Origin of the sequence: Pseudomonas sp. F1_0610, assembly GCF_047470865.1 — a bacterium.
Lineage (GTDB): Bacteria > Pseudomonadota > Gammaproteobacteria > Pseudomonadales > Pseudomonadaceae > JAZDRH01.
The window spans coordinates 45910-72409 of record NZ_JAZDRH010000002.1 but is presented as its reverse complement, the minus strand read 5'-3'; the positions used below and the strand labels follow the sequence as shown (position 1 = coordinate 72409).

General features: G+C 43.2%; 18 protein-coding genes. 6 read left to right on the top strand and 12 right to left on the bottom strand.

Translation table 11 applies throughout. The features are described from left to right. Positions 1-34: 34 nt before the first annotated feature. From VQ643_RS01585 to VQ643_RS01565, 5 genes are all read right to left on the bottom strand, one after another. A complete protein-coding gene (locus tag VQ643_RS01585; RefSeq protein ID WP_414197512.1) occupies positions 35-676 on the bottom strand; it encodes a c-type cytochrome in 642 nt (213 codons plus the stop codon). A 112-nt stretch (positions 677-788) separates the two neighbouring features. Next, entirely contained in the window at positions 789-1307 is a 519-nt protein-coding gene (locus VQ643_RS01580; protein ID WP_414197511.1) for a tetratricopeptide repeat protein, read from the bottom strand. Between the two features lie 134 nt (positions 1308-1441). Beyond that, on the bottom strand, positions 1442-2365 hold the full coding sequence (locus VQ643_RS01575; protein WP_414197510.1) for a branched-chain amino acid transaminase: 924 nt from the start codon (positions 2363-2365) through the stop codon (positions 1442-1444). A 47-nt stretch (positions 2366-2412) separates the two neighbouring features. After that, a complete protein-coding gene (gene glnE / locus VQ643_RS01570; RefSeq protein WP_414197509.1) occupies positions 2413-5346 on the bottom strand; it encodes a bifunctional [glutamate--ammonia ligase]-adenylyl-L-tyrosine phosphorylase/[glutamate--ammonia-ligase] adenylyltransferase in 2934 nt (977 codons plus the stop codon). A gap of 68 nt (positions 5347-5414) precedes the next feature. Next, positions 5415-6017, bottom strand: coding sequence for a nitroreductase family protein (locus VQ643_RS01565; protein WP_414197508.1), 603 nt, complete (start codon positions 6015-6017; stop codon positions 5415-5417). A 406-nt stretch (positions 6018-6423) separates the two neighbouring features. On the opposite strand from VQ643_RS01565, the gene aceE reads away from it, so the two are divergent. Further along, positions 6424-9072, top strand: coding sequence for a pyruvate dehydrogenase (acetyl-transferring), homodimeric type (gene aceE, locus VQ643_RS01560; protein ID WP_414197507.1), 2649 nt, complete (start codon positions 6424-6426; stop codon positions 9070-9072). A 12-nt stretch (positions 9073-9084) separates the two neighbouring features. Continuing rightward, a complete protein-coding gene (gene aceF / locus VQ643_RS01555; protein WP_414197506.1) occupies positions 9085-11037 on the top strand; it encodes a dihydrolipoyllysine-residue acetyltransferase in 1953 nt (650 codons plus the stop codon). Positions 11038-11094: 57 nt separating this feature from the next. Here the strand turns inward: aceF and VQ643_RS01550 are convergent, their stop codons facing one another. Then, on the bottom strand, positions 11095-11364 hold the full coding sequence (locus VQ643_RS01550; protein WP_414197505.1) for an outer membrane protein: 270 nt from the start codon (positions 11362-11364) through the stop codon (positions 11095-11097). Between the two features lie 720 nt (positions 11365-12084). Beyond that, a complete protein-coding gene (gene trmL / locus VQ643_RS01545) occupies positions 12085-12549 on the bottom strand; it encodes a tRNA (uridine(34)/cytosine(34)/5-carboxymethylaminomethyluridine(34)-2'-O)-methyltransferase TrmL (protein ID WP_414197504.1) in 465 nt (154 codons plus the stop codon). Positions 12550-12797: 248 nt separating this feature from the next. On the opposite strand from trmL, the gene gltB reads away from it, so the two are divergent. Next, on the top strand, positions 12798-17243 hold the full coding sequence (gene gltB / locus VQ643_RS01540; RefSeq protein ID WP_414197503.1) for a glutamate synthase large subunit: 4446 nt from the start codon (positions 12798-12800) through the stop codon (positions 17241-17243). Positions 17244-17275: 32 nt separating this feature from the next. Continuing rightward, positions 17276-18697: an FAD-dependent oxidoreductase gene (locus tag VQ643_RS01535; protein WP_414197502.1), complete on the top strand. Its 1422-nt coding sequence runs from the start codon at positions 17276-17278 to the stop codon at positions 18695-18697. 79 nt (positions 18698-18776) lie between these two features. On the opposite strand, the gene VQ643_RS01530 is transcribed toward VQ643_RS01535, so the two are convergent. Continuing rightward, the gene (locus VQ643_RS01530; RefSeq protein WP_414197501.1) at positions 18777-19436 is read right to left on the bottom strand and encodes a hypothetical protein; all 660 of its coding nucleotides are present in this window, start codon (positions 19434-19436) and stop codon (positions 18777-18779) included. A 1187-nt stretch (positions 19437-20623) separates the two neighbouring features. Between VQ643_RS01530 and VQ643_RS01525 the strand changes: the two genes are divergently transcribed. Next, positions 20624-21118 (top strand): TIGR00645 family protein, encoded by a 495-nt coding sequence (locus tag VQ643_RS01525; RefSeq protein WP_414197500.1) that lies wholly within the window; start codon positions 20624-20626, stop codon positions 21116-21118. 38 nt (positions 21119-21156) lie between these two features. On the opposite strand, the gene VQ643_RS01520 is transcribed toward VQ643_RS01525, so the two are convergent. Continuing rightward, positions 21157-22005: a DUF4349 domain-containing protein gene (locus VQ643_RS01520; protein WP_414197499.1), complete on the bottom strand. Its 849-nt coding sequence runs from the start codon at positions 22003-22005 to the stop codon at positions 21157-21159. Between the two features lie 21 nt (positions 22006-22026). Here VQ643_RS01520 and VQ643_RS01515 point away from each other — a divergent pair, with 21 nt between their 5' ends. Beyond that, positions 22027-22536: a hypothetical protein gene (locus VQ643_RS01515; protein WP_414197498.1), complete on the top strand. Its 510-nt coding sequence runs from the start codon at positions 22027-22029 to the stop codon at positions 22534-22536. Here VQ643_RS01515 and yfaE read toward each other — a convergent pair. The 3 genes from yfaE to nrdA form a co-directional block, all read right to left on the bottom strand. Continuing rightward, the gene (gene yfaE, locus VQ643_RS01510) at positions 22533-22805 is read right to left on the bottom strand and encodes a class I ribonucleotide reductase maintenance protein YfaE (RefSeq protein ID WP_414197497.1); all 273 of its coding nucleotides are present in this window, start codon (positions 22803-22805) and stop codon (positions 22533-22535) included. The genes VQ643_RS01515 and yfaE overlap by 4 nt on opposite strands. Positions 22806-22807: 2 nt before the next feature. Further along, positions 22808-23938, bottom strand: coding sequence for a class Ia ribonucleoside-diphosphate reductase subunit beta (gene nrdB, locus VQ643_RS01505; RefSeq protein WP_414197496.1), 1131 nt, complete (start codon positions 23936-23938; stop codon positions 22808-22810). Between the two features lie 71 nt (positions 23939-24009). Continuing rightward, a complete protein-coding gene (gene nrdA, locus VQ643_RS01500) occupies positions 24010-26286 on the bottom strand; it encodes a class 1a ribonucleoside-diphosphate reductase subunit alpha (RefSeq protein ID WP_414197495.1) in 2277 nt (758 codons plus the stop codon). Between the last annotated feature and the right edge of the window lie 214 nt (positions 26287-26500).

Genomic DNA, 26500 nt, shown 5'->3' with positions numbered 1-26500 from the left:
GGCCTAGGTAGAGCTTTTGGTGACCAGTAAAAACTTATTTTAAGCCTTGTAAATAAGCAGCAACGGCTTCGATTTTTTCGGTGCTTAAGGTTTTAGCAATAGGCCCCATTAAAGAGCCTGCACGGCTTGGATCATCGTCTTTAAATAACTGTAAGGTGCGACGCATGTACTCAGCCGGTTGTCCAGCTAAGCGAGGGCGGTCATCTTGCCCTTTAGCATCATTTCCATGGCAGGCGTAACAGGTCGTTTGGTAAACTGTTTTTCCAACCTCAACTTGCGCCATATCGGCCCCTTGATAGCCTAGGGTGCGTACTTGTTGAGTACTGTAATACACCGCAATATTAATGCGATCATCAAGTGATAACTCTTTAGCTAACTTTGACATCACAAAGTCGCTGCGCTCACCTGTGCCGAACTTTTCAAATGCGGTAAATAAATAAACGGGGTTTTGTTCAGCTATATTGGGAATATAGTCGCGTAATGAGTTGCCATCTTTACCGTGACAGTGCTGGCAGAAGGCAATACGCTGAGCTCCAGCCTCCGAGGCTGCAGCTTTTTGCGTTGGGTTTTGCATAACAGCTTGAAAGCGAGATAAAGCAAGATCAACTTCACTTTGCGAAGCAGCTGAAGCTAAAGTCGGTAAAATAAATAGCAGTAGAGCTGAAAATAAGCGCATAGTAAGGTTCCGTAAGTAAAAGCATTAAAACCATGCAAATTGAAGTAAACTATACGGAGAATTTATTTATATGGCTGAGAGGTATGTCAATAAAGCAATGACATAGGATAGTTTATTCAAAACTATCTAATGTTTTTAGCTCAGCCAAATAGCTTTGAAATACTTGCCCTAGTATCTGGTTAGCAAGCAAAAGATCTCGTTTATCCATCTGCTCAGCGACTTCGTCAGCTTGGTAGAGCGCTTCATCAATCCCATTTACAGAAGCCATCTTTAGGATGATATACGCTTGTAATAAATTCTTATGTACGCCTTGTCCTTGCATGTACATTTGCCCTAATTTCCATTGCGCTTGAGCATTGCCTTGGGCAGAAGCTTGCTCATACCAGTTGGCTGCAGTAGCTAAATCTGCATTCTCTTGAACATCAGCGCTCCAATAATCGCCTAGCAAGTATTGTGCGTTAGCATCCCCTAATTTGGCCAGTTGTTGGCATAGCGCTAGATTAAGCGATAGGGGATTATCCGCTTGTTGCAGTTCACAGCTAGCGGGTTCAGAGATGAGAGTGTTTGCACTTGCCATCAATGGACTAAGCAAAAGGGTACTTAAGAGTACAGTGCCAACCAAACGGATCATTGTAATTGCAGATTTGCTCGCAAGAAAAATTCGGTGACATTATGAGCAATTTACTGTGTAAATGCCACTTTAAATTAGTGCCTAGGTCTTTAAATATAGACTAATGCATTAAAAACCTAGGCGTGTTTTGCTACTTATTTTACTAGTGTGCGCCACTGAGCATGCTCAGTTGTTTTGCCAGATACTAAATTAAAATAAGCGGTTTGCAGTTTTTCAGTGATTGGTCCACGGCTGCCAATACCAATTTGGCGACCATCCACTTCACGAATTGGGGTTACTTCAGCGGCTGTGCCAGTGAAGAAGGCTTCATCTGCAATATAGACCTCATCACGCGTAATGCGTTTTTCTACGATTGGAATATTGAGCTCTTGAGCTAAGGTCAATACGGTATTGCGTGTAATACCATTTAGACAAGCCGTCACTTCAGGCGTGTAAATAGTGCCGTTTTTGACGATAAAGATATTTTCACCCGAGCCTTCGGCGACATAGCCTTCTGGGTCTAATAGTAGCGCTTCATCGGCACCACCAGAAATGGCTTCTTGTAGTGCGAGCATGGAGTTGACATAAGCACCACTTGATTTAGCACGTGTCATAGTGATGTTGACATGGTGGCGCGTGAAGGAGCTAGTGCGGATACGAACGCCTTGTTTTAGCGCTTCCTCGCCCATGTATGCGCCCCAGTGCCAAGCGGCTACTACTACGTGTACTTTTAAGTTGTCAGCACGAATGCCCATGCCTTCTGAACCATAAAAAGCTAAAGGGCGGATATAAGCGCTTTTTAAGTTGTTATCACGTACCGCAGCAATGGTAGCTTGGTTGATTTCTTCACGTGTGAACGGAATCTTCATGCCCATAATATGAGCAGACTCAAACAAGCGGTCGGTATGTGCTTGTAAACGGAAAATAGCTGTCCCTTGTGGGGTTTCATAGGCGCGCACACCTTCAAATACGGCCATGCCGTAATGTAGAGAGTGCGTTAGAACATGAGTGTTCGCATCACGCCAGTCCACCATTTTGCCGTCGTACCAGATAAAACCATCACGATCAGCCATCGACATTTTGTTAACTCCTAAATAATTAATCAGACGTTTACGTCAGCGTAACGTCAGGATAACCCTAACTCACGCCAAATACGCATAACACTTAGACGTTGGTTATGAAATTGTTCGCCACTCACTATGCTGGGTTGTTTTTGCAAGGTTAAGCGATGCGATACTGCTCGATAGGCCTTGTAGGCTTCTTGCATAATAGCAACATCATCTGTTGTGAATAGATGTGTTTCGCCCAGTGCATCGAGAATGCGGATGTTGTCCGTGTAGGTCACTAGCTCAGGATATTGCCATGACCATGCTAATGCAGCGTATTGCACAATAAATTCGATGTCTACAATACCACCAGCATCATGCTTCAAGTCAAATGGTATTTGAGGATCAAAGGCATTTGCTGACAATCCGCCTTGTGTTGCTTTGGTAGACAGGTTCTCGCGCATGCGCTGGCGCATTTCACTGACTTGTGAGCGCAGCGTATCTAGGTCACGTTTTTGGCCTAAAATAGTTAATCGTGTTTTCTCAAAACCTTCCGTTAAATAGGCTGAGCCAGTGATAACACGAGCGCGCACTAAGGCTTGATGTTCCCACGTCCAAGCTTCATTGGCTTGATAGCGTTCAAAGGCATGCAGGGTGCTCGCCAACAAGCCTGACTCACCACTTGGACGCAGGCGCATATCAACTTCATATAAAAAGCCAGAGGTAGTACGCGTGGTGAGCATTGAAATAATACGTTGCCCTAAACGGGTATAAAACTGTGAGCCATCAATCGGGCGAGCGCCATCTGTTTCAGCATCTGGGTCGCAGTCATAAAGAAAAACAAGATCTAAGTCTGAGCTGTGGTTGAGTTCAATGCCACCTAGCTTGCCATAACCAATAATAATGAAATCTAAATCACATAGCTCCCCGTCAGCCCGGCGAGGTCGTCCGTGTTTACGGATCATTTCATTCCACACAAGGTGTAGAACCTGATCTAATACAGCTTCAGCCAGCCAAGTTAAATAATCGCTGACTTTCATAAGCGGTAAGGTGCCAGCAATTTCTGAAGCCGCCACACGTAGGCGGTGAGCTAACTTAAAATTGCGCAGCACGTTCATTTGCTGCTCAAGATCATCTTCTGGAATGCGTAGCAAACGCTCACGTAGTTCGTTGGCTAGTTCAGGTGCTTTAGGTGGGCTATACAGGCGCCCTTCATTTAGCAATTCATCCAATAAGGCTGGAAAGCGCGTTAGCTGGCTAGCAATCCAAGGGCTGGCGGCACAGAGTGTAATTAAGCGCAGTAAAGCACCAGGGTTTTCCGTGAGTAGAACTAAATAAGCTGAACGGCGGGCAATAGCTTCAATAAGAGGTAAAACGCGAGTAAGTACTAGGTCAGGATCGTCATTTTCGGTGACCTGTGCTAGCAAACGAGGCATAAAAGCATCTAAACGCTCACGTCCCATACGTTGCATGGCGCGTACTTGCTTGCTATTAAGTAATGCGTGGAGTTGTTCGTAGGCTTGTTGTGGCTGTAGGAAACCTTCTTCTGAAATAACAGCAAGAGCACTGTCATATTCAAGCGTATTTTCCCAGATGGGGAGCCACTGTGCGCCATAGATAACATCATCGTCACTATCAGGGTCCGATATGACGTTGCGAAAGTGTTTTTCGATGCGTTTACGATTGTTATTTAATGCTTGTTTAAAGTCCAACCAGTTATCAAAACCCATCATGGCCGCAACACGCAATTGTTCAATAGTGTTATCAGGCAGCATTTGTGTTTGCCTATCATCAACAGCCTGTAAGGCATTTTCTAAATAACGCAGAAAACGATAAGACTCTTTTAACTCAGTCACATCAGGCGCAGATAAGTAACCTTGAGCTGCAAGAGTATCTAAGGTATTTAGTAGCGGGCGTTGCTGTAAGCTCAGATCGCGTCCGCCGTGAATAAGCTGGAAAGATTGCGCAATAAACTCGACTTCACGAATGCCGCCAGAACCTAGCTTGATATTGTCGTCCATATCGCGGCGGCGTACTTCTTGTTGTATTAATACCTTCATTGAACGTAAGGCTTCAATCGCCGAAAAATCTAAGTATCGCCGATAAATAAAAGGTCGCAGAATTTGTAATAAGCGTGTTCCAGTATTTTGTGCGCCTGCCACAATGCGCGCTTTAATCATGGCGTATCTTTCCCAGTCACGCCCTTGGTTTTGATAGTACTGCTCCAGTGAGTTAAAGCTAGACACTAATGGGCCGCTAGCACCGTAAGGGCGTAAACGCATATCAACACGAAAAACAAAGCCGTCCACAGTAATACTGTCGAGTACTTTGATTAATTTTTGACCTACACGGGTGAAGAACTCCTGATTATCAACACTGCGTTTAGCGCCTTGGGTTTCACCAGACTCAGGATAGGCAAAAATTAAATCAACATCAGAAGAAAGGTTCAGCTCATAGGCACCGAGTTTTCCCATGCCTATAATCGCCATGTGCTGTGGTTGCCCCGAGCTGCGACCAATAGGGGTGCCTAATAATTCGCACTGTTTTTGATACACCCATTGATAGGCTAAGTCGATACAGGCATCTGCTAAGGCTGAAAGATCACGGCAGGTTTCGCCTAGCTCGCTATGGCGGTTCAAATCCCGCCAAATAATGCGTACCTGTTGACGATTACGGAAAAGGCGCATGCTGCGCATTAGCTGTTCAACAGTTTCGCACTGAGCAATGGCTTGCATCAGCTGGTAACGGGTTTCGCCAGGCGCTAAGGTTCTATGTAGTTCACCAGAGCATACTAGTTCATTGAAGATGTTGGGATGGCGAATCGCTTGATTACTAACAAAATCACTCAGACCACATAAATGCAAAAACTCATGCTGCACTGATGGGCTCCATGGCTCAAAATCTAAACCGTTTTCATATAAGGTTTTGATCCAACTTTGCAGAGCATGTTGGCTAATGGCTTGGAGCGGCGCTGGAAGGTTTTCAAGTAGTGGCGGGAGCATAATAACCATCATTAAAAGACCTGAATGCGCTTACAATAGCGCATTCAGATAGATTATGGAGATGATTTTTGTGGTTTTGCTTATTTCAGCAAGAAACGCTCACTGCGCGGCATAAATGTTTTCTCGGCTGCCGCATTTTCGATAGAACCGAAAGGCATTTGTGCACGTAGTTTCCATGACTGAGGAATATTCCACGTGCTTTTAACTTGCTCATCAATCAGTGGGTTGTAATGCTGTAACGATGCGCCAATATCAACCTCAGCAAATGCCGTCCATACAGCAAATTGAGCGATACCAGAATGCTGTTCTGACCAAACAGGGAAATTTTCAGCATAAGCTGGAAACTGTGCTTGTAGGTTTGCTACAACATCTTGATCTTCAAAAAACAACACAGTGCCGAAACCTGAAGCAAAACAGTTATCTAACTTTTCTTCAGTTTTTGCAAACACCTCAGGCGTTGTAATGCCTTTAAGAATGTTTTTAGTGATACTCCACAGCTTTTGATGTTCAGCACCACGTAGGACAAGCACACGAGAGGTTTGCGAGTTGAAGGCAGCAGGTGATTGTTCTACTGCGGTCATGATTAGCTCGTTGAGTTGATTTTCAGAGAGGTTGACTTTATCGCCTAGGCTGTAGATTGAACGACGCTTTTTCATGCTTTGAAGAAATGTAGACTGGCTCATGTGCAAAGCTCCTAACTAAGTAAAAAACAGTAGAAAAATAACAGAAAAACTAGCTCGAAGTGGGCATTACATAGGATGTTACAGATTCTCTAATGAAGCTGTCATCAAATGCTAGTTATATTTACTGATATTGATTGTGCAGCAGTCGCTATACGCTATTTATCGGCTCGGTTATCTTTAACTAAGCTGATTTAAGTCGCATTTTATTGTGAGCGTTTAGGTGAGACTTAGTAGTCATAGAATTGGATGTAGACCAAAGATTTACGAGAGAAAAGCTGACTCTTGCGTCATTTTGTAGTAAAACTACAACATAACCTGAATCACAGAATAATTAACAGCAAGGTTAATTATCCATTTACCTTGTTTATAGACCTCACTCTCAAGGTCTCTGCTTTTGGAGTATTACATGCAAGATTTAGATCCTGTTGAAACTCAAGAGTGGCTAGATTCGCTAGAATCTGTACAAGCAAAAGAAGGCGATGAACGCGTTCATTACATTCTTTCTCGTTTAAGCGAATTTGCTAGCCGTAATGGAACGCCACTGCCTTATGCGATAACTACTCCGTATCGTAATACCATTCCCGTTACGCACGAAGCGCGTATGCCTGGCGATCTCTTCATGGAGCGCCGCATTCGTTCGTTGGTACGCTGGAATGCATTGGCTATGGTGATGCGTGCTAACCAAGCTGATTCAAGCTTAGGTGGACACATTTCGACCTTTGCTTCGAGTGCTACCTTGTACGACATCGGCTTTAACTACTTCTTTAAAGCCCCTACCGAAGAACATGGTGGAGATCTTATTTATTTCCAAGGTCATGCTGCGCCTGGTATTTATGCACGTGCTTTTCTTGAAGGACGTATTAGTGAAGATCAACTTAATAACTTCCGCCGTGAAGTAGATGGTAATGGTTTATCTTCTTATCCTCATCCATGGTTAATGCCAGATTTTTGGCAGTTCCCAACAGTATCTATGGGGCTAGGTCCAATTCAGGCCATCTACCAAGCACGCTTTATGAAGTACCTTGAGCATCGTGGATTTATTCCTGCAGGCAAACAAAAAGTGTGGTGCTTCTTAGGTGATGGCGAAACCGACGAGCCAGAAGCGCTAGGTGCTATTTCTTTAGCTGGCCGCGAAAAATTGGATAATCTGATTTTCGTTATCAACTGTAACTTACAGCGTCTTGATGGTCCTGTGCGTGGTAACGGCAAAATTATCCAAGAGCTGGAAGGTAACTTCCGTGGTGCTGATTGGAACGTTATTAAAGTGCTTTGGGGGCGTTTATGGGATCCATTGTTTGCCAAAGACACTGATGGTGTGATGCAAAAACGCATGGAAGAAGCTGTAGATGGTGATTACCAAAATTACAAAGCCAACAATGGTGCTTTTGTTCGCTCAGACTTCTTTGGTAAAGATCCTCGCCTATTGAAAATGGTGGAAGATCTTACAGATGATGAAATCTGGAAGCTAAACCGCGGCGGTCACGATCCATTTAAAGTCTATGCAGCCTATCACGAAGCGGTAAATCACACAGGGCAGCCAAGTGTCATCCTAGCTAAAACTATTAAGGGCTATGGTACTGGCAGCGGTGAAGCGCAAAATACAGCGCATAACGTGAAAAAAGTTGACCTAGAAAGCTTGCGTCAATTCCGTGACCGTTTCGGCATTCCTATTGATGATAGCGATTTAGAACAATTGCCTTTCTATCGTCCTGACGTTGATAGTCCGGAAATTAAATACTTGCTCAAAGGCCGTGAAAAATTAGGCGGCTTTGTGCCTCAGCGCCGGCAAAAAAGCTTTAGTATTCCAACGCCACCATTAGAAACGCTAAAAGCGATTTTAGACGGTACAGGTGAGCGTGAAATCTCTACTACCATGGCGTTTGTGCGTATTCTTTCGCATTTGGTTAAAGATAAAGATCTAGGCAGCCGTATTGTGCCTATTATTCCTGATGAAGCCCGCACTTTCGGCATGGAAGGCATGTTCCGTCAGCTAGGTATTTACTCATCCGTTGGTCAGCTTTATCAGCCTGTTGATCACGAACAAGTTATGTATTACCGCGAAGATAAAAAAGGTCAAATTCTCGAAGAAGGTATTACAGAATCTGGCGCTATGTCTTCATGGGTGGCTGCGGCTACTGCGTATAGTAATCATAACCAACCTATGCTGCCGTTTTATGCGTTTTACTCGATGTTTGGCTTCCAGCGCATTGGTGACTTGGCTTGGGCGTCAGGTGATATTCGTGCACGCGGCTTCTTAATGGGCGGCACAGCAGGGCGAACCACGTTGAATGGTGAAGGCTTGCAGCATGAGGACGGACACAGCTTGATTCTGTCAGGCACTATTCCAAATTGCCATAGTTATGACCCAACCTATGGCTATGAAATGGCTGTAATTATCCGTGAAGGCATTCATCAGATGCTAGAGCAGCAAAATGACTGCTTCTATTACATCACTATGATGAATGAAAGCTATGCCCATCCTGCCATGCCAGCTGGTGTAGAAGACGGCATTATTCGCGGTATGTACTTGCTAGATGAAGACAAGCGCGAAAGCAAACTGCATGTACAGTTATTAGGTAGCGGTAGCATCTTATTGGAAGTACGTGAAGCGGCAAAAATCTTACGTGATGAGTTTGGCGTAGGAGCCGATGTATGGAGCGTTACCAGCTTTAATGAATTGCGTCGTGATGGTTTAGCTACTGAGCGCTGGAATCGTTTACACCCATCAGAAAAATCACGTGATAGCTATGTTGAGCAGTGTTTAAAAGAGCGCCGTGGCCCAGTAATTGCTTCAACTGACTATATGAAACTCTATGCGGACCAAATCCGTGAATGGGTGCCACAAGATCAATATAAAGTGCTTGGTACTGATGGCTTTGGTCGCAGTGATACACGTGCACAGTTACGCCACTTCTTTGAAGTTGATCGTTACTGGGTAGTATTGGCGGCGCTAGATGCTTTGCGAGCGCGTGGTGAAATTGATGGTCAAGTACTGCTGGATGCGATGAAGAAATTTAACATCGACCCAGAAAAAGCTGACCCACTGTACTGCTAAGGAGAGAGAGCGATGAGTGAATTAATTCGCGTACCCGACCTAGGCGGTGAGGGTGAAGTGATCGAAATTCTCGTTAAAGTAGGCGATCACATTGAAAAAGATCAGGGTCTAGTGACATTAGAGTCTGATAAAGCCAGTATGGAAATTCCTGCACCTAAAGCCGGTGTCATTAAAGCGCTGCACTTTAAAATGGGCGATCGCCTGAAAGAGGGTGACGATCTGCTTGAGCTGGATATTGAAGCTGCCGCAGTTTCTGAGCCTGCTCCTGCTAAAGCAGTACAAGCGCCAGAGCAGGTCGCAGCTCCTGCAGCCGCGACTGCGGCAACAGCTAGTGTAGAAGAAATCTTGGTTCCTGATTTAGGTGGTGAAGGACAGGTGATCGAAATCATGGTTCGTGAAGGCGACCCTGTAGAGAAAGATCAAAGTTTGTTTACGCTTGAATCTGACAAAGCCAGTATGGAAATTCCAGCGCCAAAAGCAGGAATTATCAAAAAGCTGCACTTCAAAATGGGCGATCAACTCAAAGAAGGTGATCCGCTAATGGCCTTAGAAGTCGTATCAGAGGCGTCTGCAACTGCTGCTCCAGCTCCAGCTTCGGTAGCGGCAATGAATGCCTCTGTAGCTAGTCAAAATACAGTTCCTTCTGTGCCAGCTGCAGGTACAGCACAAGTAAAAGAACTACTTGTGCCAGACTTAGGTGGTGAGGGGCAGGTGATTGAGATTATGGTCAAAGAAGGCGACTTGGTTGAAAAAGATCAAGGCATTTTGACCTTAGAATCGGATAAAGCCAGCATGGAGATTCCTGCTCCAGAAGCTGGAGTGATAAAAAAACTGCACTTCAAAATGGGCGATCGCTTAAAAGAAGGCGATAAGTTTATTGCATTGGAAGTTGCAGGCGCTGCTCCACTGGCCAGTAGCACGCCTGCTCATATTGAGCCTGTAATGGCACCTATCGCTGCAGAGCAAGGGCGAGTAGGTGCCGAGTTTGCCCCAACAGATGATATGGAAAGCAAACTAGCACGCCAAGTAACCGATCAACCACGCAAAGAATCGACTAAGGTTCATGCAGGGCCTGCAGTGCGTTTATTGGCGCGTGAATTTGGTATTGATCTGGTGAATGTTAAAGCGACAGGGCCACATGGACGCATCTTAAAAGAAGATGTGCAGCTGTATGTGAAAACCCTAGTGAAAACGCAAGCTGAAGGTGGCTCGGCTACTACCCAAGGCGCTGGTATTCCAGCAATTCCTGAAGTGGACTTTTCACGCTTTGGTGAAATTGAAGAAGTACCAATGTCGCGTTTACGCCAAATTGGCGCGCAAAATTTGCATCGCAGTTGGTTAAATGTGCCGCATGTGACGCAATTTGAATCCGCCGATATCACTGATTTAGAAGCGTTTCGCAAAGCACAAAAACTCGCTGCTGAAAAAGCAGGTACTAAGCTAACCGTATTGCCATTCTTAATTAAAGCTTGTGCACAAATGCTAAAAGAGCTGCCAGACTTCAATAGCTCGTTAGCCGCCAGTGGCAAAGCGTTAATTCATAAAAAGTATGTGCACATTGGTTTTGCGGTAGATACGCCTGACGGTTTATTGGTTCCTGTTATTCGAGATGCTGATCAAAAAAGCTTATTGCAACTTTCAAAAGAAGCTGCAGAGCTAGCTGACAAAGCCCGTAATAAACAGCTAAAGCCAGAGCAAATGCAAGGCGCTTGCTTTACTATTTCCAGTCTTGGCCATATCGGCGGTACAGGCTTTACACCTATAGTTAATGCGCCAGAAGTAGCTATTTTAGGTGTGTCACGTGCCACTATGCAGCCAGTATGGGACGGTAAAGCCTTCGAGCCACGCTTAATGCTGCCGCTGTCATTATCTTATGATCATCGCGTAATCAACGGTGCTGCGGCTGCATTGTTTACTCGTCGTTTAAGTGATGTTTTAGCAGATATTCGCAGCATGTTATTGTAGCTTTTTATAATAAACAAAAACGCCGAGCTAAATGCTCGGCGTTTTGTGCTTTAGTGACTAAAACTGATAACGCACGCCAGCCGTTAGTTCTTGAGAGGTTACTTTAGCTTTCATTGTGTCAACAAAGTTACCCGCAAAACCTTGTGAGCCTACATCAACATGCTTAGTTTTTATTTCACCATAGTTAGTGTACTTGTAGCCTACATCTAAAGACAGCTTTGATGTAACAGCATAAGCAACGCCTAAACCTAGATTCCATGCAATATTGTTATCTGTTGTTTTATTGTTGACAGGGATCGAGCCTTTGCCTGCACCTTCTAATGTCACTTTGGTTTGCTGTTACGTAAGGTGTAAATAATGTTTGGGTATCAAAGTTATAATAATCGTTAACCATCCATGTGTTCTGGATGCTGGTTTTAACATTGTACTTAAAAGTACTTTCTGCTTTTTTACCAAGCTTGACTGTAGTCCAAGAGAAATCTTTGGCTTTTTCATTCCGGCTATACTCAAGTTCAGCACGATTTTTTCCATTAGGAGCAGGGAAAGCCAGACCGTATGCTAAACGCATACCTATAACTGTATCTTTGGCATTGGTAGAGGCACCCATATTGGAAACATTGTTTTTTATAGTGGTAAGCCGTATTGGTTTTAAAATCACTACTGATATTAACAAGAGCGCCTTTCGCAGATATGTATTGATTAAACTCTTCAGCAAAGGCAGTAGAGGTTGAGGCGACAAATAGCATTGAAATAATAACAAGCTTTTTCATATGAGAATCTAATGTGATTTAGTTGGCAAAACGCATCAAAATCGATAGGTTTAATCTGGTCTAACGGTTAATTGTTATACTTAATGAAATACATAACAATATATTAAATTTATAATATGTTATTCAGCTTTTGTTAAGCAATTTTAGAAGTAAATTTACTTAAAAGTATTTAGCAGGCTTTCCAAGGGGCGGGCTGTTACTAATATTAAATAAATGAAAAATTAAAAGAATTACTTTAAATGCCCCAGCTATTTTATAATTACTGGGGCTCTTTATATTAAGGATGACTACCAAAACCATGCTGGCGCCAAGCTTCATACACTGCAATAGCTACACTGTTGGATAAGTTCAAACTGCGAGAGCCTTCTAACATAGGTAAGCGCACTAGCTGTTCGTGGGGAATACTGTCGCGCACCTCTTGAGGTAAACCGCGGGTTTCTGGGCCAAAGATAAAGCTATCCCCTACTTGATACTGTACATCTGCGTAGGAATGACTGGCTTTAGTACTAAATGCAAATAAACGCGTTTCGCCAAGCTGTGCAAGGCAAGCGTCTAAATTAGCGTGCACTTTAACTTCGGCAAATTCACGATAATCCAGTCCTGCGCGGCGCAGTTGCTTGTCCTCTAAACGAAAACCTAGTGGTTCAACAAGGTGCAAGGCGCAGCCCGTATTAGCGCATAGACGAATAATATTGCCAGTGTTGGGTGGTATTTCTGGTTCGAACAAAATGATATTAAACATGGTGGTTAAACAGTCAAAATAAAATATTAGTTTACCTCATCTCAGAATGTTTTTTTCAAAACAGAATTTTCAGCATAAGTGTTCTGCATTATTTTGGTGCATAAACGCACTAAGAAAGTGCAATTATTGTGGATTGTATGCTCCAAAAAAGCGCTAGGCTGTATTTTTAGGGGCATTCAAGGTTGGCATGCTGCTTGCAATAAACAAAGTATAGAAAAATAGCCTGCTTAATGCTTGAGGATGCCCTGATGAATAAAGGTTTGTATCGCCCAGACGAATTTAAAGATAACTGTGGCTTTGGTTTGATTGCTCATATGCATGGGCAGCCAAGCCATCATTTGGTGCAAACAGCTATTACAGCACTGGCACGTATGACACATCGAGGTGGTTTAAATGCAGATGGAAAAACGGGTGATGGTTGTGGCTTATTATTGCAAAAGCCCGACTTGTTTTTTCGTATTTTAGCGGCGGAACTTTTTGCTACGCACTTGCCGGATAATTATGCGGTGGGCATGGTTTTTCTTAGTCAGCAAACAAAATTACGTGAGCAGGCTAAAATTGTTTTGCAGCAGCAGTTGCTGGCGCAAGGTTTAACTGTGGTGGGTTGGCGTATTGTGCCCACTAATCCCGATGTATTAGGCGATCTGGCAAAACAGAACTTGCCACAGATTGAGCAGATTTTTGTTTCAGGTGCAGGGTTTACTGAACAAGAGTTTGCGGTAAAACTATTCCTTGCACGACGCTTGGCTGCACAGCAATTGACCACTGATAGTGATTTTTATGTGTGCAGTTTGTCTGCTAAAGACGTGGTGTATAAAGGTTTAATGCAGCCTGTGGAACTGGCAGCATTTTATCCTGACCTAGCTGATGCGCGTTTACATAGTGCCATTTGTGTGTTTCATCAACGTTTTTCGACTAATACCTTACCGCGTTGGCACTTGGCACAGCCATTTCGCTTTTTGGCACATAACGGTGAAATCAATACCATCAGTGGTAATCGTCAATGGGCAGTGGCGCGTCGTCACAAATTTGCTAACCCATTATTACCTGGTTTAGCCAATATCAACCCTATTGTTAATTTGACAGGCTCTGATTCTTCGAGCATGGATAACATGCTGGAGTTGTTGGTAACAGGCGGCATGGATTTATTTCGTGCGCTGCGTATGTTATTGCCGCCTGCATGGCAAAACGTGCAAACACTGAGTGCAGATTTAAAAGCATTTTATGAGTACAACTCATTGCATATGGAAGCATGGGATGGTCCTGCTGGTGTGGTGCTTACAGAAGGCCGTTATGCCGTTTGTTTGTTGGATCGCAATGGTTTGCGCCCAGCGCGTTGGGTAACTACGGATAATGGTTACATTACTTTGGCTTCAGAAGTTGGTGTTTGGGATTATCAAGAGCATCAAGTAACAGCTAAAGGGCGTGTTGGGCCTGGTGAGATTTTTGCAGTAGATACGCAAACAGGACAAATTTTAACAAGCCAAGACATTGACCAACAATTACAAGCACGTCATCCCTATCGCCAATGGCTGCGTGAAAATCTGTTGCGTGTACAAGCAAGCATGGATGAAAGCTATGGTAGCGCTAGTTATAACACCCAGCAGCTTCATCAATATATGAAGATGTTTAATGTTTCGTATGAGGAGCGTGAGCAAGTTTTGCGCCCGTTGGCGCAGCTAGGGCAAGAAGCTGTAGGATCTATGGGCGATGACACTCCAATGGCCGTGTTATCCAGTAATGTGCGCAGCCTGTACGATTATTTTCGCCAAATGTTTGCCCAGGTAACTAACCCACCCATTGACCCGCTACGTGAACGCATAGTGATGTCTTTAGAAACTGTACTAGGGCGTGAATATAATCTCTTTGAGGAAACAGCTGAACATGCCAATCGAGTCGTGCTTAACACACCTATTCTCTCACCACGCAAATGGGATTATTTATTACAGCTAGATAAAGCAGGTTACGAACGCGCCTTTATCAATCTTAACTATCCTGAAAACACAAGTTTAGAACAAGCTTTACAAACGATCTGCCATCAAGCAGAAACAGCCGTGCGGGCTGGTAGTGTGATGCTGGTATTAACGGATAGAAATATCAGTCATGGCAAATTACCCGCCCATGCTGCTTTGGCTGTTGGCGCAGTGCATCAGCACTTAGTACAACAAGGCTTACGCAGTGACTGTAATATTTTAGTAGAAACAGCTACCGCGCGAGATCCGCATCATTTTGCAGTCTTGATTGGCTGCGGTGCGAGTGCTGTTTATCCCTATTTAGCCTATGAAGTGCTGGCTGCTTTGATTAGCGAACAGCGTTTAGAGAGCAGTATTAGTGATGCCTTTTTGTCCTATCGAAAAGGCATTGCGAAAGGGCTGTTAAAGATTATTTCGAAAATGGGAATTGCCACTATTGCGTCTTATCGTGGGGCTCAGCTATTTGAGTTAATAGGTTTAGATGAGGCTGTTGTTAATCTTTGTTTTAAAGGCATGCGTAGCCGTATTGCAGGTGCAAGTTTTGCGCATCTCCAAGAAGATCAGCAGCACTTAGCGGAGCTGGCATGGAGCGCGCGTAAAGCGTTAAGCCAAGGTGGATTACTCAAATATGTACATGGGGGTGAGTACCATGCATTTAACCCTGATGTTGTGCGTACGCTACAAGCCGCAGTGCAACAAGGCAATTATGAATTATTTAAGCAGTTTAGCGCTACCGTGGATAACCGCCCTGTAGCAACCTTACGTGATCTTTTGCAACTGCGTTTAGCGGCAAAGGCCTTGGCATTGGATGAGGTTGAACCGCTGGAAAGCCTATTACCGCGTTTCGATTCGGCAGGTATTTCTTTAGGTGCTTTATCACCAGAAGCACACGAAGCTATTGCCGTGGCGATGAATCGTTTAGGTGCGCGCTCTAACTCAGGAGAAGGCGGTGAAGATCCTGCACGCTATGGCACAGAAAAAAGCTCAAAAATTAAACAAGTGGCTACGGGGCGTTTTGGTGTCACAGCCGAGTATTTGGTTAATGCTCAGGTGTTACAAATTAAAGTAGCGCAGGGTGCAAAACCGGGTGAGGGCGGGCAATTACCTGGCGGTAAAGTAAATGAACTGATTGCTCGCTTACGCTATGCCGTCCCAGGTGTGACCTTAATTTCCCCACCGCCACACCATGATATTTACTCAATAGAGGACCTAGCACAGCTAATTCACGACTTAAAAGAAGTTAATCCACAGGCACTAATTTCAGTGAAATTAGTGGCTGAACCTGGAGTAGGCACTATTGCAGCAGGCGTTGCTAAAGCCTATGCCGATTTAATTACTATTTCCGGTTATGACGGTGGCACTGGGGCTTCTCCTTTAACTTCAATTAAATATGCAGGCAGTCCGTGGGAGCTAGGCTTATCTGAAGTCCAGCAAACCTTGCGTGGCAATGGTTTGCGCCATCGAGTTCGGGTGCAAACAGATGGCGGTTTAAAAACAGGTTTGGATGTGATTAAAGCCGCTATTTTAGGTGCTGAAAGCTTTGGTTTTGGTACTGCACCTATGATTGCTTTAGGTTGCAAATATTTGCGTATTTGCCATTTAAATAACTGTGCAACGGGTGTGGCAACACAAAATAAACAGCTACGCGATGACCACTTCCAAGGCACAGTGGAAATGGTTATGAACTATTTTAAATTTGTGGCTCAAGAAACCCGTGAATGGATGGCGCTGTTGGGTGTGCGTCATTTAGTTGATTTAATTGGTCGTACCGATCTACTTCAGGTACTTCCTGGAACTACAGCTAAACAACAGCACTTAGACTTAACAGATTTGCTGTCCAGCAGTCATGTTGCCGCCAACGCGCCACAATACTGTACAACAGAGCGTAATGTAGCGCCTGAACCTAGATTGTTGGCCGAGCATATGTTGCACAAAGCACTGCCTGCTATCCAGAGTAAAACTAGTGCTACGTTTAATTTTGAAATTAGTAATCTAGACCGCTCTATTGGTGGACGCATTAGCGGAGAAATTGCGCGTCATTATGGAAACCAAGGGCTTGAAGGCGCTCCTCTTACGTTTAACTTTAAAGGTAGTGCTGGACAAAGCTTTGGTGTTTGGAATGTGGCGGGCATGCAGCTCAATCTACAAGGTGATGCCAATGATTATGTGGGCAAAGGTATGGCCGGTGGTTGTATCAGTATTTATCCAAGTGCTGATAGTCAGTTAGTTAGCCAACACAGTGCCATTGTTGGCAATACGTGTTTGTATGGCGCAACAGGCGGGCGTGTGTTTATTGCCGGCACCGCTGGTGAGCGTTTTGCTGTGCGCAACTCTGGTGCACATGCGGTTGTTGAGGGTGTTGGTGATCATGCTTGTGAATATATGACAGGTGGTTTTGTCTGCGTACTTGGGCGTACAGGCAAAAACTTTGGCTCAGGTATGACCGGCGGTTTTGCCTATGTATTTGATGCAGATAACGGTTTTTTTGACCGAGTCAATCATGAGCTAGTAGAGCTATTTCGCATTAGCGGTGAGGACATGGAGCGTCATCGCACTTATTTAGTCAGTGTGTTACAGGAATATATCCTGCATACCCAGAGTTGTTATGCACAGCACATGCTAAGCAATATTGATGATCATTATCGCCATTTCTGGCTGGTAAAACCTAAAGCCGCCAGTTTGAAATCCTTGCTTAGCAGCATGTGTTTTGACCCGCAATAAGTCGTTGTTATTTACTTTTTGAGGTAGTGATTATGAACCCAGTTGAACACAACGACTTCCAGTTTTTAGAAGTCGCCCGTAATGATCCACGTAAAAAAATGCTGCGCCAACGTAAGCAACAATTTATTGAAATTTACGATTTGCTCAAACCCGAACAAGCAAGTGAGCAGGCTGAACGTTGTTTAGCCTGTGGTAATCCTTACTGTGAGTGGAAATGTCCATTGCATAACTATATTCCTGATTGGTTACGTTTGGCGACAGAAGGAAAAGTGGTTGAAGCAGCTGAGCTGGCGCATCAAACCAATACCTTGCCTGAGGTTTGTGGACGGGTTTGCCCGCAAGACCGACTCTGTGAAGGTGCTTGTACTCTCAATGAAACAGGCTTTGGTGCTGTGACTATTGGCTCAATAGAGAAGTATATCACCGAGCAAGCACTGGCTCAGGGCTGGCAACCAGATATGTCACAGGTGAGTAAAACCAATAAAAAAGTGGCAGTGATAGGCGCAGGTCCAGCCGGTTTAGGTTGTGCTGATATTTTGGTGCGTAACGGTGTTACCCCAGTGGTTTTTGATAAGCATCCTGAAATTGGTGGTTTGCTCACCTTTGGGATTCCAGAGTTCAAATTAGAAAAATCTGTTATGCAACGTCGCCGCACTATTTTTCAGCAAATGGGCGTTGAGTTTAAACTCAATACGGAAATTGGTAAGGACGTACAGATAGGGCAGTTACTTGCTGAATATGACGCTGTATTTATTGGAATGGGAACTTACAACGCCATGCAGGGTGGTTTTGCTGGCGAGCAATTACAAGGTGTTTATAACGCGCTGGATTATTTGATTGCCAATACAAATTACCAGCAAGGCTTTGTTGCTGATAAAAACCAGTTTATCGACTTTAAAGATAAAAAGGTGGTGGTGTTAGGTGGCGGTGATACGGCAATGGACTGTACGCGAACTGCTATTCGTCAGGGGGCTAAACAAGTAACCTGTGTGTATCGTCGCGATGCTGCAAGCATGCCAGGATCACGCCGTGAAGTAAAAAATGCCAAAGAAGAAGGTGTAGAGTTCTTATTTAATCGTCAGCCATTAGCTATTGAGGGTACTCAGCAGGTGACAGGGGTTAAGTTTATTGAAACGCAACTATCAGAGCCTGACGCCAAAGGTCGGCGTAAGCCTGTGGAAATACAAGGCAGTGAGCATGTTATTCAAGCTGATGTGGTGGTCCTAGCCTTTGGTTTTCGTCCAAGCCCAGCTAGTTGGTTTAGCCAGCAACATATTGAGCTAGATGAACAAGGCAGAGTAAAGGTTGATCAGTTTGGCAAGTATCTAATGCAAACGAACAACCCAAAAATCTTTGCAGGCGGCGATATGGTGCGCGGCTCAGATTTAGTTGTAACCGCTATTGCAGAAGGGCGAAAAGCAGCCGAAGGGATCTTAGAGTACCTAGGGCTTTAAGCAAGAATAAATAAAGCGCCTTTGTGAGCTGACTCCAAAAAAGTTAGTTCATTGCGGCGCTTTATGCTTAACAGTGTATTTACTTGTACACAATGGCGGATACTGTCCCGCAATCATAGGTAATTTCTTCCTCCATATGATCACTTAAGGGCTTATTAATAACCATCATCTGTGCTTGGTTTTCTTCTAGAGAGCACTCTTGCTTAAAGTGCAAAACTAACATTTTTCCAAAGTCATAATCTACAAAAAGGGTGCTATCCTCATTTGCTGCATAGAATTTGGCAGGCATCAAGCTATGTAACTTGGCTTGGTGTAAGTCGATAGCATATTTAGCTTTAAAGGCTTTTACGCTCATTGCTTGTTTAACACTGTATGGTGCTAAATTGCAGGTTTTAAAATCAGTGAATAGATCGTCTTGGCTGCAACGGGCATCAAACCATGTAGACAAGGCTGCATTTTGTGCTAAATAAAAGGCTTCTTCAGGGTCTGTTAGTGTATTGGTGTTTAATTGAGTTTCTTTTAGTTGATGAAAACTACCGTCTTGAAATACTCCCACACCATACTGAACGGGCTGTAGATAATGCCCTCCGCTACTGTTGGTGGTGGTAAAAAACTTATACAAAATAGCACCTTGTGCATTTAGTGCTAAAGGATTCAATTGCGCCTCAACATAAGATGGGCCAGTAGCTAAGCTTAGAGATGAGAAAAGTAATAAAAACAATAGCGAGATGGTACGCATATATTGAGTTACGGAGAAGAAAAGGAATTTTCGTTACTGTATAAACTTATGAGTAGAGACGCTTGATGCAGCTCATAAGTACTGTCTTTGTTGTGGTTAGACGTAACTATTTATCTCGCTTGCTAGGCTAGATGTCCATAGGTCGAATTAAATTGTGATATGTATCACATAAAGTCGCTAAGTGGCGGAAGGTATTTTAGAATATCGCCACTCTAAAAGGCGAAAAAGAGTTTAGTTATCCTAGTTGATAGAGATAACCGGCATGGACTACTTTAAGTAGTAATAGGTGGAAAATAACAAAGTGTATTTTCAATGTTCGTAATTCTTTTGTTTGATTTACTGTTTTTTTCTTACCCGTAATATATTTAAAAATGTCATTATTCATGCTGGGTGCGAGGATGTAGTTAGTATCGAAACTTGGCGAATCAGGATCTTGGTTTTCATGGTAATAAAAGTTACGCCTTTTTTTATCAGAATATAAACCAAAAATACTAAATATTATTATCCAGAATATAAATGAGCTCATTGTTTAAACCAAATAAAATATTAAATTACCATCTAGAATATAAGATAGAATTATAATAAATGTATAAGCCTACAGGTTTTATGTCGGAGATCATAACTACAGAAATTAATAGTTGAGTTCCGCTAGGTACAACCGTTTTTCAGTTAATTTAGAGCATTAATATTTGGTAGAGTGAGCCCTATAGCCTGACCGTTATCCTGTTTTGCATGAATAGAGCGGACAGATTGATATTTTCATATATTTGCTGGTTATTATTAGCAGGTAAGGCGTGCTTAGTTTGTTGGTGGAGTTGAAATCAGCCTTGTAGGAAGGAGTGGATGTACAGTGTTCAAATAACTACAAGACGACGACAGAAATCGTTACCTAAAAGCTAGATTAAGGCCATTGATTACATCTATAAAAACAGTGCGCTGCGCACATTCAGCCAGATAAATTTAGAACAGTGCCTATTAGTAGCAATAATATCCTTAAGCGCGCTTGTTGGTAGAGGAACAAAGGCAGGGTTTTACTGCTTTCACGGTACTTTGTTCAGGTTAATGCTGTGTTTGACTGCACTAAAAGCTATCAAATAGACGAATAATGCTAAAAAAATGAGTTGCCCAATTGTCTAGTTTTAAGTAGCTAGCGTAAAATTGCCGATCATTTTTTATTGGAACAAGCTATGGAACGCATACTCGAAAAAGTGCTTTACTCGTCCCGTTGGATTGTAGCCCCTATTTATATTGGTTTAAGCCTAGTATTGTTGGCGTTAGCCATTAAATTCTTCCAAGAAATTTTTCATATTGTTCCCATTATTTTTACCATGAAAGAAGCTGACCTGGTTTTGGTAACACTTTCTTTGATAGATATTGCTTTGGTGGCAGGTTTGATTGTAATGGTGATGTTTTCTAGCTATGAAAACTTTGTATCACGCATTGATTTAGATGACTCTGTCGAAAAACTATCATGGTTAGGTAAACTGGATGCTAGCTCTTTGAAAAATAAAGTAGCCGCTTCTATTGTGGCAATTTCTTCTATCCATTTATTGCGTGTTTTTATGAGTGCACAAAGCACGGATAACGATAAAATTATGTGGTACATGTTATTGCATATGACGTTTGTTGTCTCTGCTTTTGCGATGGGTTATCTGGATAAGATTTCCCGTAGCGCTCATTAAGCAAAACGCCACTGAATGTGGCGTTTTTTGTATCTGCATTAAGCGGTTTTATTGGCTAAGCGTTGTTTACGGCGACGCCATAATTTACGTATTCCCCAGATAGCAGGAATAATAATGATTAACCAAGGGGCAATAACAGCAATAAAGGTAACAAAAGCGGCAAAGCTAGAGGCAAGGGTTTCTACAAAATCATCTAATGCAGAGCTAATAGGACTCCAGCGCGAGCGCTCTTGGTATTGACTAAGTGCTTGTATATCAATGGTCAGTAACTCGGTTTGCACACGTTTAATCAAGTAGGCACTTTGACCAGTTAAATCTTCTATTTGCCCTTGTACTTCGGCTAGCTCTCGGTGAATTTGAATCAGAGCATTCACATCATGGTCAGCCCGTTTAGCGAGCTCATCTAGCTGTGTGCGGTACTGGCGTAGTTGTGCTAAGCGCTTTTCTGTATCCATAATAGAGCCGGATAAATCTTCAGCACGGCTGGTCAGTTGTTTAACTTCACCACCTTGTTGAACTTGCTTGAGCAAAAGCGTAATGCTAGGTGCTGGTGCACGTACTACTAAACGGCCAAGACGATAACCTTCACTTGACTGTTCAGACTCTAAAACAGCACAGTTCTCAGTGGCTTTACAGTTTTGAATAAGCGTATCGAGCAGTTGTTTTGCTGCTTCACGTTGAACATTAACAGTAACAAAATGCTCGTAAGCTAAGTAGGTGTTGGCAGAAGCAGGTTCAGAAGCTTCGCTATGCATGGGGGCAGGTACCGCTAGCAGGCTGTTAGAAGCATCAGCATGGCTGATCTCAGTCTGTCGAGCGTCTGGCGAAGGGCTACAAGCGGTAAGTAATAGTGAACTTAATACAATAGCTGTAGTTAAGCGCAGCATATAGAATCCTTGGAGTGGCAGATGAAATTAGAGTTTACTCAAGCATGTAATCAACTGGCGAAGTGGATAGAACAGAGCCAAGGTCAGCCTATAGACATCGATTCTACAGAAAGTTATGCATTTTTGTGTGAAAAACGCTTCACAGCTAGCGATATATCAACTTTTGAAGAAAACTATGGCGTGCAATTGGGCGAAGCGTACTGCTATTTTTTGCAAAAAGTTGGCGCTGCCCGTTTGTTTATTGGGGAGTACACTGCGGCAGTTGAGTTCGTGGCCCCAGATAAGCTACAGCATTGGTCGGCAGCAGTTTTTGAAAACTACGGCACAGATCCCTTTACGCAGTTGTTATTATGTGCCGGTTTACTGAATTATAATTTTTATGCTGGTTTTGATTTAACTCGAGCAGAGCGAAATTTTGCTTTTTTCTACCCTGATGTGGATCCTGAATATTGGTTGGAAGATGCCGACTTTGTTGACTTTCAAACCTGGGTTATTCACTTAGTTAATAGCAAAGGTAAGCTCTATATTTAATCCTCACTAGCCATATTGCTTTTTAGCCTTACTCGTACTTTTAAGTCTTCTTTGACACGGCAACAGCAAGGCAGGATTTCATCGCGTTTAATAAGGGCTAAGGGTGGTTTAGGGTAGTCAACGCTACCAACCAGCAGCTTTATACGGCAAGAGCCGCAGTAACCACTACGGCATTGGTATTCAACAAAATGTCCTGTACGTTCTAATGCATCGAGGAGGGTTTCACCCTCCTCAAGATCGAAAAACGTATCCTCTGTGAAAATACGCATGCTTACAGCTCAAAATCTCCTAACTCATCAACAGATACTTCAGAATCAATTTGACCTACCAAGTAAGAGCTGACTTCTACTTCTTGTGGTGCAACCTGTACGTTATCTGAAACAAGCCATGCATTAATCCATGGGATTGGGTTTTGTGAAGCTTTATCAAAAGCGGGAGTTAAGCCTACAGCCGCCATGCGCAGGTTAGTAATGTACTCTACGTATTGCGATAAAATACCTAGATTTAAGCCAATCATTGAGCCATCTTTGAATAGGTATTTTGCCCATTCTTTTTCTTGCTCAGCGGCATGCAAGAACATGTCATAGCATTCCTGTTCGCATTCTTTGGCAACTTCTGCCATTTCGGCGTCGTCTTCACCTTGTTGCATAATATGTAAAATATGTTGCGTTCCTGTTAAATGCAGCGCTTCATCTCGTGCAATTAAGCGGATGATTTTTGCATTACCTTCCATCACGCGACGTTCAGCAAAGGCAAAGGAACAGGCAAAGCTTACATAGAAACGAATAGCTTCTAGAATGTTGACGCACATGACACATAAATAGAGTTTCTTTTTCAGTGAGCGCAGGTTGATATCAACTGTTTTGCCATTAATCTGATGTACACCTGTGCCTAGCTTTAAATAAAGCTGCGTATGCAGAATTAAGTCGTCATAGTACTTAGAGATATCACTGGCACGCTTAATAATATGTTCGTTGCGTACAATGTCGTCAAATACCACTGATGGATCATTCACAATATTGCGAATAATATGTGTATAGGAACGTGAGTGAATGGTTTCAGAGAATGACCAAGTTTCAATCCAGGTTTCTAATTCTGGAATGGACACCAATGGCAAAAACGCCATATTGGGGCTGCGACCTTGAATGGAATCCAATAAGGTTTGGTATTTTAAATTGCTGATGAAAATATGTTTTTCATGCTCAGGCAGTTTGCCGTAATCAATACGATCTTGAGAAACGTCAACTTCTTCAGGGCGCCAGAAAAATGATAACTGCTTTTCAATTAAGGCTTCAAAAATTGGATATTTTTGCTGGTCGTAACGAGCGACGTTAACAGGTTGGCCAAAGAACATGGGTTCTTTGAGCTGGTCATTGTCGTTTTGCGAGAAAGTGCTGTACATAATATTTAACCTAAAACAAAGAAGAAACTAAAAACACATGACCGCACGCACGAAAGCGTACGGTCAAGGTATTAAATCTTACAAGCACCGCCTGCACAGCCGTCATCCATATCGCCTTGAACGTCTTCTGCGCCATCGCGGGTGTTTTGGTAATACAGCGTTTTTAACCCTAACTTATAGGCAACTAGTAAGTCTTTGAGCAGTTGCGTCATAGGTACTTTACCACCTTCAAAACGCTTAGGATCATAGTTGGTGTTGGCAGAAATAGCTTGGTCAACAAACTTCTGCATAATGCCAACCAATTGCAAATAGCCTGTGTTGTTCGGCATTTGCCAAAGTAGTTCATAGTCAAAACGTAAGCGCTCAAACTCAGGTACAACCTGCTTTAAAATACCGTCTTTAGATTGTTTAACGCTGACTAAACCACGTGGTGGCTCAATGCCGTTGGTTGCGTTAGAGATCTGGCTAGAGGTTTCGGACGGCATTAACGAAGATAGCGTTGAGTTACGTAAACCGTGCTTGACAATATCCGCGCGTAGGCTTTCCCAATCCAAATGCAAAGGCTCGTCACATACAGCGTCAATATCTTTTTTGTAGCTATCTATAGGTAAAATGCCTTGTGCATAAGTGGTTTCGTTAAAGCCAGGGCAAGCGCCATATTCTTGAGCAAGTTTCATTGAAGCTTTAAGCAAGTAGTATTGCATCGCTTCAAAGGTGCGGTGAGTGAGGGCATTGGCTGAGCCATCAGAGTAGCGTACAGCGTTTTTCGCCAAGTAATACGCATAGTTAATTACACCAATACCTAGTGTACGGCGCGTCATTGAAGCATTGCGTGCAGCCTCAATTGGGTAATCTTGGTAGTCCAGTAACGAATCTAATGCACGTACTGCAAGCTCAGCGAGTTCTTCTAATTCATCAATTGAGGAAATAGCGCCTAAGTTCAGTGCAGAAAGCGTGCAAAGGGCAATCTCTTTATCGGCATCGTTAATGTTTTGCAGTGGTTTAGTGGGTAGCGCAATTTCTAAACATAGGTTTGATTGGCGTACAGGTGCAACACGCGGATCAAACGGGCTATGCGTATTGCAGTGGTCAACGTTTTGAATATAAATACGACCTGTTGAAGCGCGCTCTTGCATCATTAAAGAGAACAGCTCAACCGCAGGTAGCGAGCGTTTACGAATGCTTTCATCTTGCTCATATTTGACATAGAGACGTTCAAACTCGTCCTGATCAGCAAAGAAAGCGTCATATAAACCAGGTACATCATGCGGTGAGAACAAAGTGATGTTGCCTTTTTTTAATAGGCGTTCGTACATTAGTTTGTTTAATTGCACACCATAATCCATATGACGGACACGGTTTTCTTCGACACCACGGTTATTTTTTAGTACTAATAAAGACTCAACTTCTAAGTGCCACATTGGGTAGAACAAAGTGGCAGCACCACCACGAACACCGCCTTGAGAGCAGGACTTAACGGCCGCTTGGAACAGTTTAAAGAAAGGAATACAGCCTGTGTGCTGAGCTTCACCGCCACGAATAGGGCTGCCAACAGCACGAATACGGCCAGCATTAATACCAATGCCGGCACGTAAAGAAACGTACTTAACAATTGCAGAGGTAGTGGCGTTGATCGAGTCTAGGCTGTCGTCACATTCGATAAGTACACATGAGCTGAACTGACGAGATGGAGTGCGTACACCTGACATAATAGGTGTAGGTAATGAAATCTTAAATTGTGACGTAGCATCATAGAAACGCTTAATGTAGTCCAATCGCGTTGCTTTAGGGTAGTTTGAGAACAAGCACATAGCCACTAAGATGTAGAGCATCTGTGGGCTTTCATAGACTTCTTTGGTGACGCGGTTTTGTACAAGATACTTGCCTTCTAGCTGCTTAACTGCAGCGTAAGAGAAGTCCATATCACGTTCATGGTGGATGAAGCTGTTGAGTTGCTCAAATTCGTCGTTGCTGTAATCGTTTAAAATATGCTGATCATAACGACCGTCTTGCGTTAGTTTTTCAACATGGGTTTTTAAATGAGGCGGCTCAAACTCACCATAGGCTATTTTACGCAGGTGGAAAATCGCTAAACGCGCTGCTAAATATTGATAATCAGGCGTTTCTTGAGAAATTAAATCGGCAGCGGCTTTGATAATGGTTTCGTGGATATCTTTAGTACGAATACCATCGTAAAACTGGATATGTGATTTTAACTCTACTTGTGAAACGGATACGTTATCTAACCCTTCAGCAGCCCACTCGATTACACGGTGAATTTTATCCAAGTCAATTGGCTCTTTACGGCCATCACGTTTAAGTACTTGGATAGAATCAAAGTCTGTCATGGTGAGAGTCCTTTAAGGAAGAATAAGTCGCACATTCATATAGTGTCTCCATGTGAATTGGAACACAATATAGTGTGTCTTTAATGAATAATGAACGCAATATAAGGTATTTATCTGAGAGCATCAACCAAGTAAGCTGGTTAGATTTTGAGCATAAATGCTGTAAGCTTGATGACGTCTGGCTTAGCTGCAGACAGTTATTTTTTTATCATTA

Bases quoted from the DNA above. Each gene is read 5' to 3' on its own strand.
- trmL (WP_414197504.1), bottom strand. From the start codon at position 12,549: ATGTTTAATATCATTTTGTTCGAACCAGAAATACCACCCAACACTGGC.
- VQ643_RS01525 (WP_414197500.1), top strand. From the start codon at position 20,624: ATGGAACGCATACTCGAAAAAGTGCTTTACTCGTCCCGTTGGATTGTA.
- aceE (WP_414197507.1), top strand. From the start codon at position 6,424: ATGCAAGATTTAGATCCTGTTGAAACTCAAGAGTGGCTAGATTCGCTA.
- yfaE (WP_414197497.1), bottom strand. From the start codon at position 22,805: ATGCGTATTTTCACAGAGGATACGTTTTTCGATCTTGAGGAGGGTGAA.
- VQ643_RS01535 (WP_414197502.1), top strand. From the start codon at position 17,276: ATGAACCCAGTTGAACACAACGACTTCCAGTTTTTAGAAGTCGCCCGT.
- VQ643_RS01515 (WP_414197498.1), top strand. From the start codon at position 22,027: ATGAAATTAGAGTTTACTCAAGCATGTAATCAACTGGCGAAGTGGATA.
- VQ643_RS01530 (WP_414197501.1), bottom strand. From the start codon at position 19,436: ATGCGTACCATCTCGCTATTGTTTTTATTACTTTTCTCATCTCTAAGC.
- nrdA (WP_414197495.1), bottom strand. From the start codon at position 26,286: ATGACAGACTTTGATTCTATCCAAGTACTTAAACGTGATGGCCGTAAA.
- VQ643_RS01585 (WP_414197512.1), bottom strand. From the start codon at position 676: ATGCGCTTATTTTCAGCTCTACTGCTATTTATTTTACCGACTTTAGCT.
- VQ643_RS01565 (WP_414197508.1), bottom strand. From the start codon at position 6,017: ATGAGCCAGTCTACATTTCTTCAAAGCATGAAAAAGCGTCGTTCAATC.
- glnE (WP_414197509.1), bottom strand. From the start codon at position 5,346: ATGATGGTTATTATGCTCCCGCCACTACTTGAAAACCTTCCAGCGCCG.
- VQ643_RS01575 (WP_414197510.1), bottom strand. From the start codon at position 2,365: ATGTCGATGGCTGATCGTGATGGTTTTATCTGGTACGACGGCAAAATG.
- VQ643_RS01580 (WP_414197511.1), bottom strand. From the start codon at position 1,307: ATGATCCGTTTGGTTGGCACTGTACTCTTAAGTACCCTTTTGCTTAGT.
- nrdB (WP_414197496.1), bottom strand. From the start codon at position 23,938: ATGTACAGCACTTTCTCGCAAAACGACAATGACCAGCTCAAAGAACCC.
- aceF (WP_414197506.1), top strand. From the start codon at position 9,085: ATGAGTGAATTAATTCGCGTACCCGACCTAGGCGGTGAGGGTGAAGTG.
- VQ643_RS01520 (WP_414197499.1), bottom strand. From the start codon at position 22,005: ATGCTGCGCTTAACTACAGCTATTGTATTAAGTTCACTATTACTTACC.
- gltB (WP_414197503.1), top strand. From the start codon at position 12,798: ATGAATAAAGGTTTGTATCGCCCAGACGAATTTAAAGATAACTGTGGC.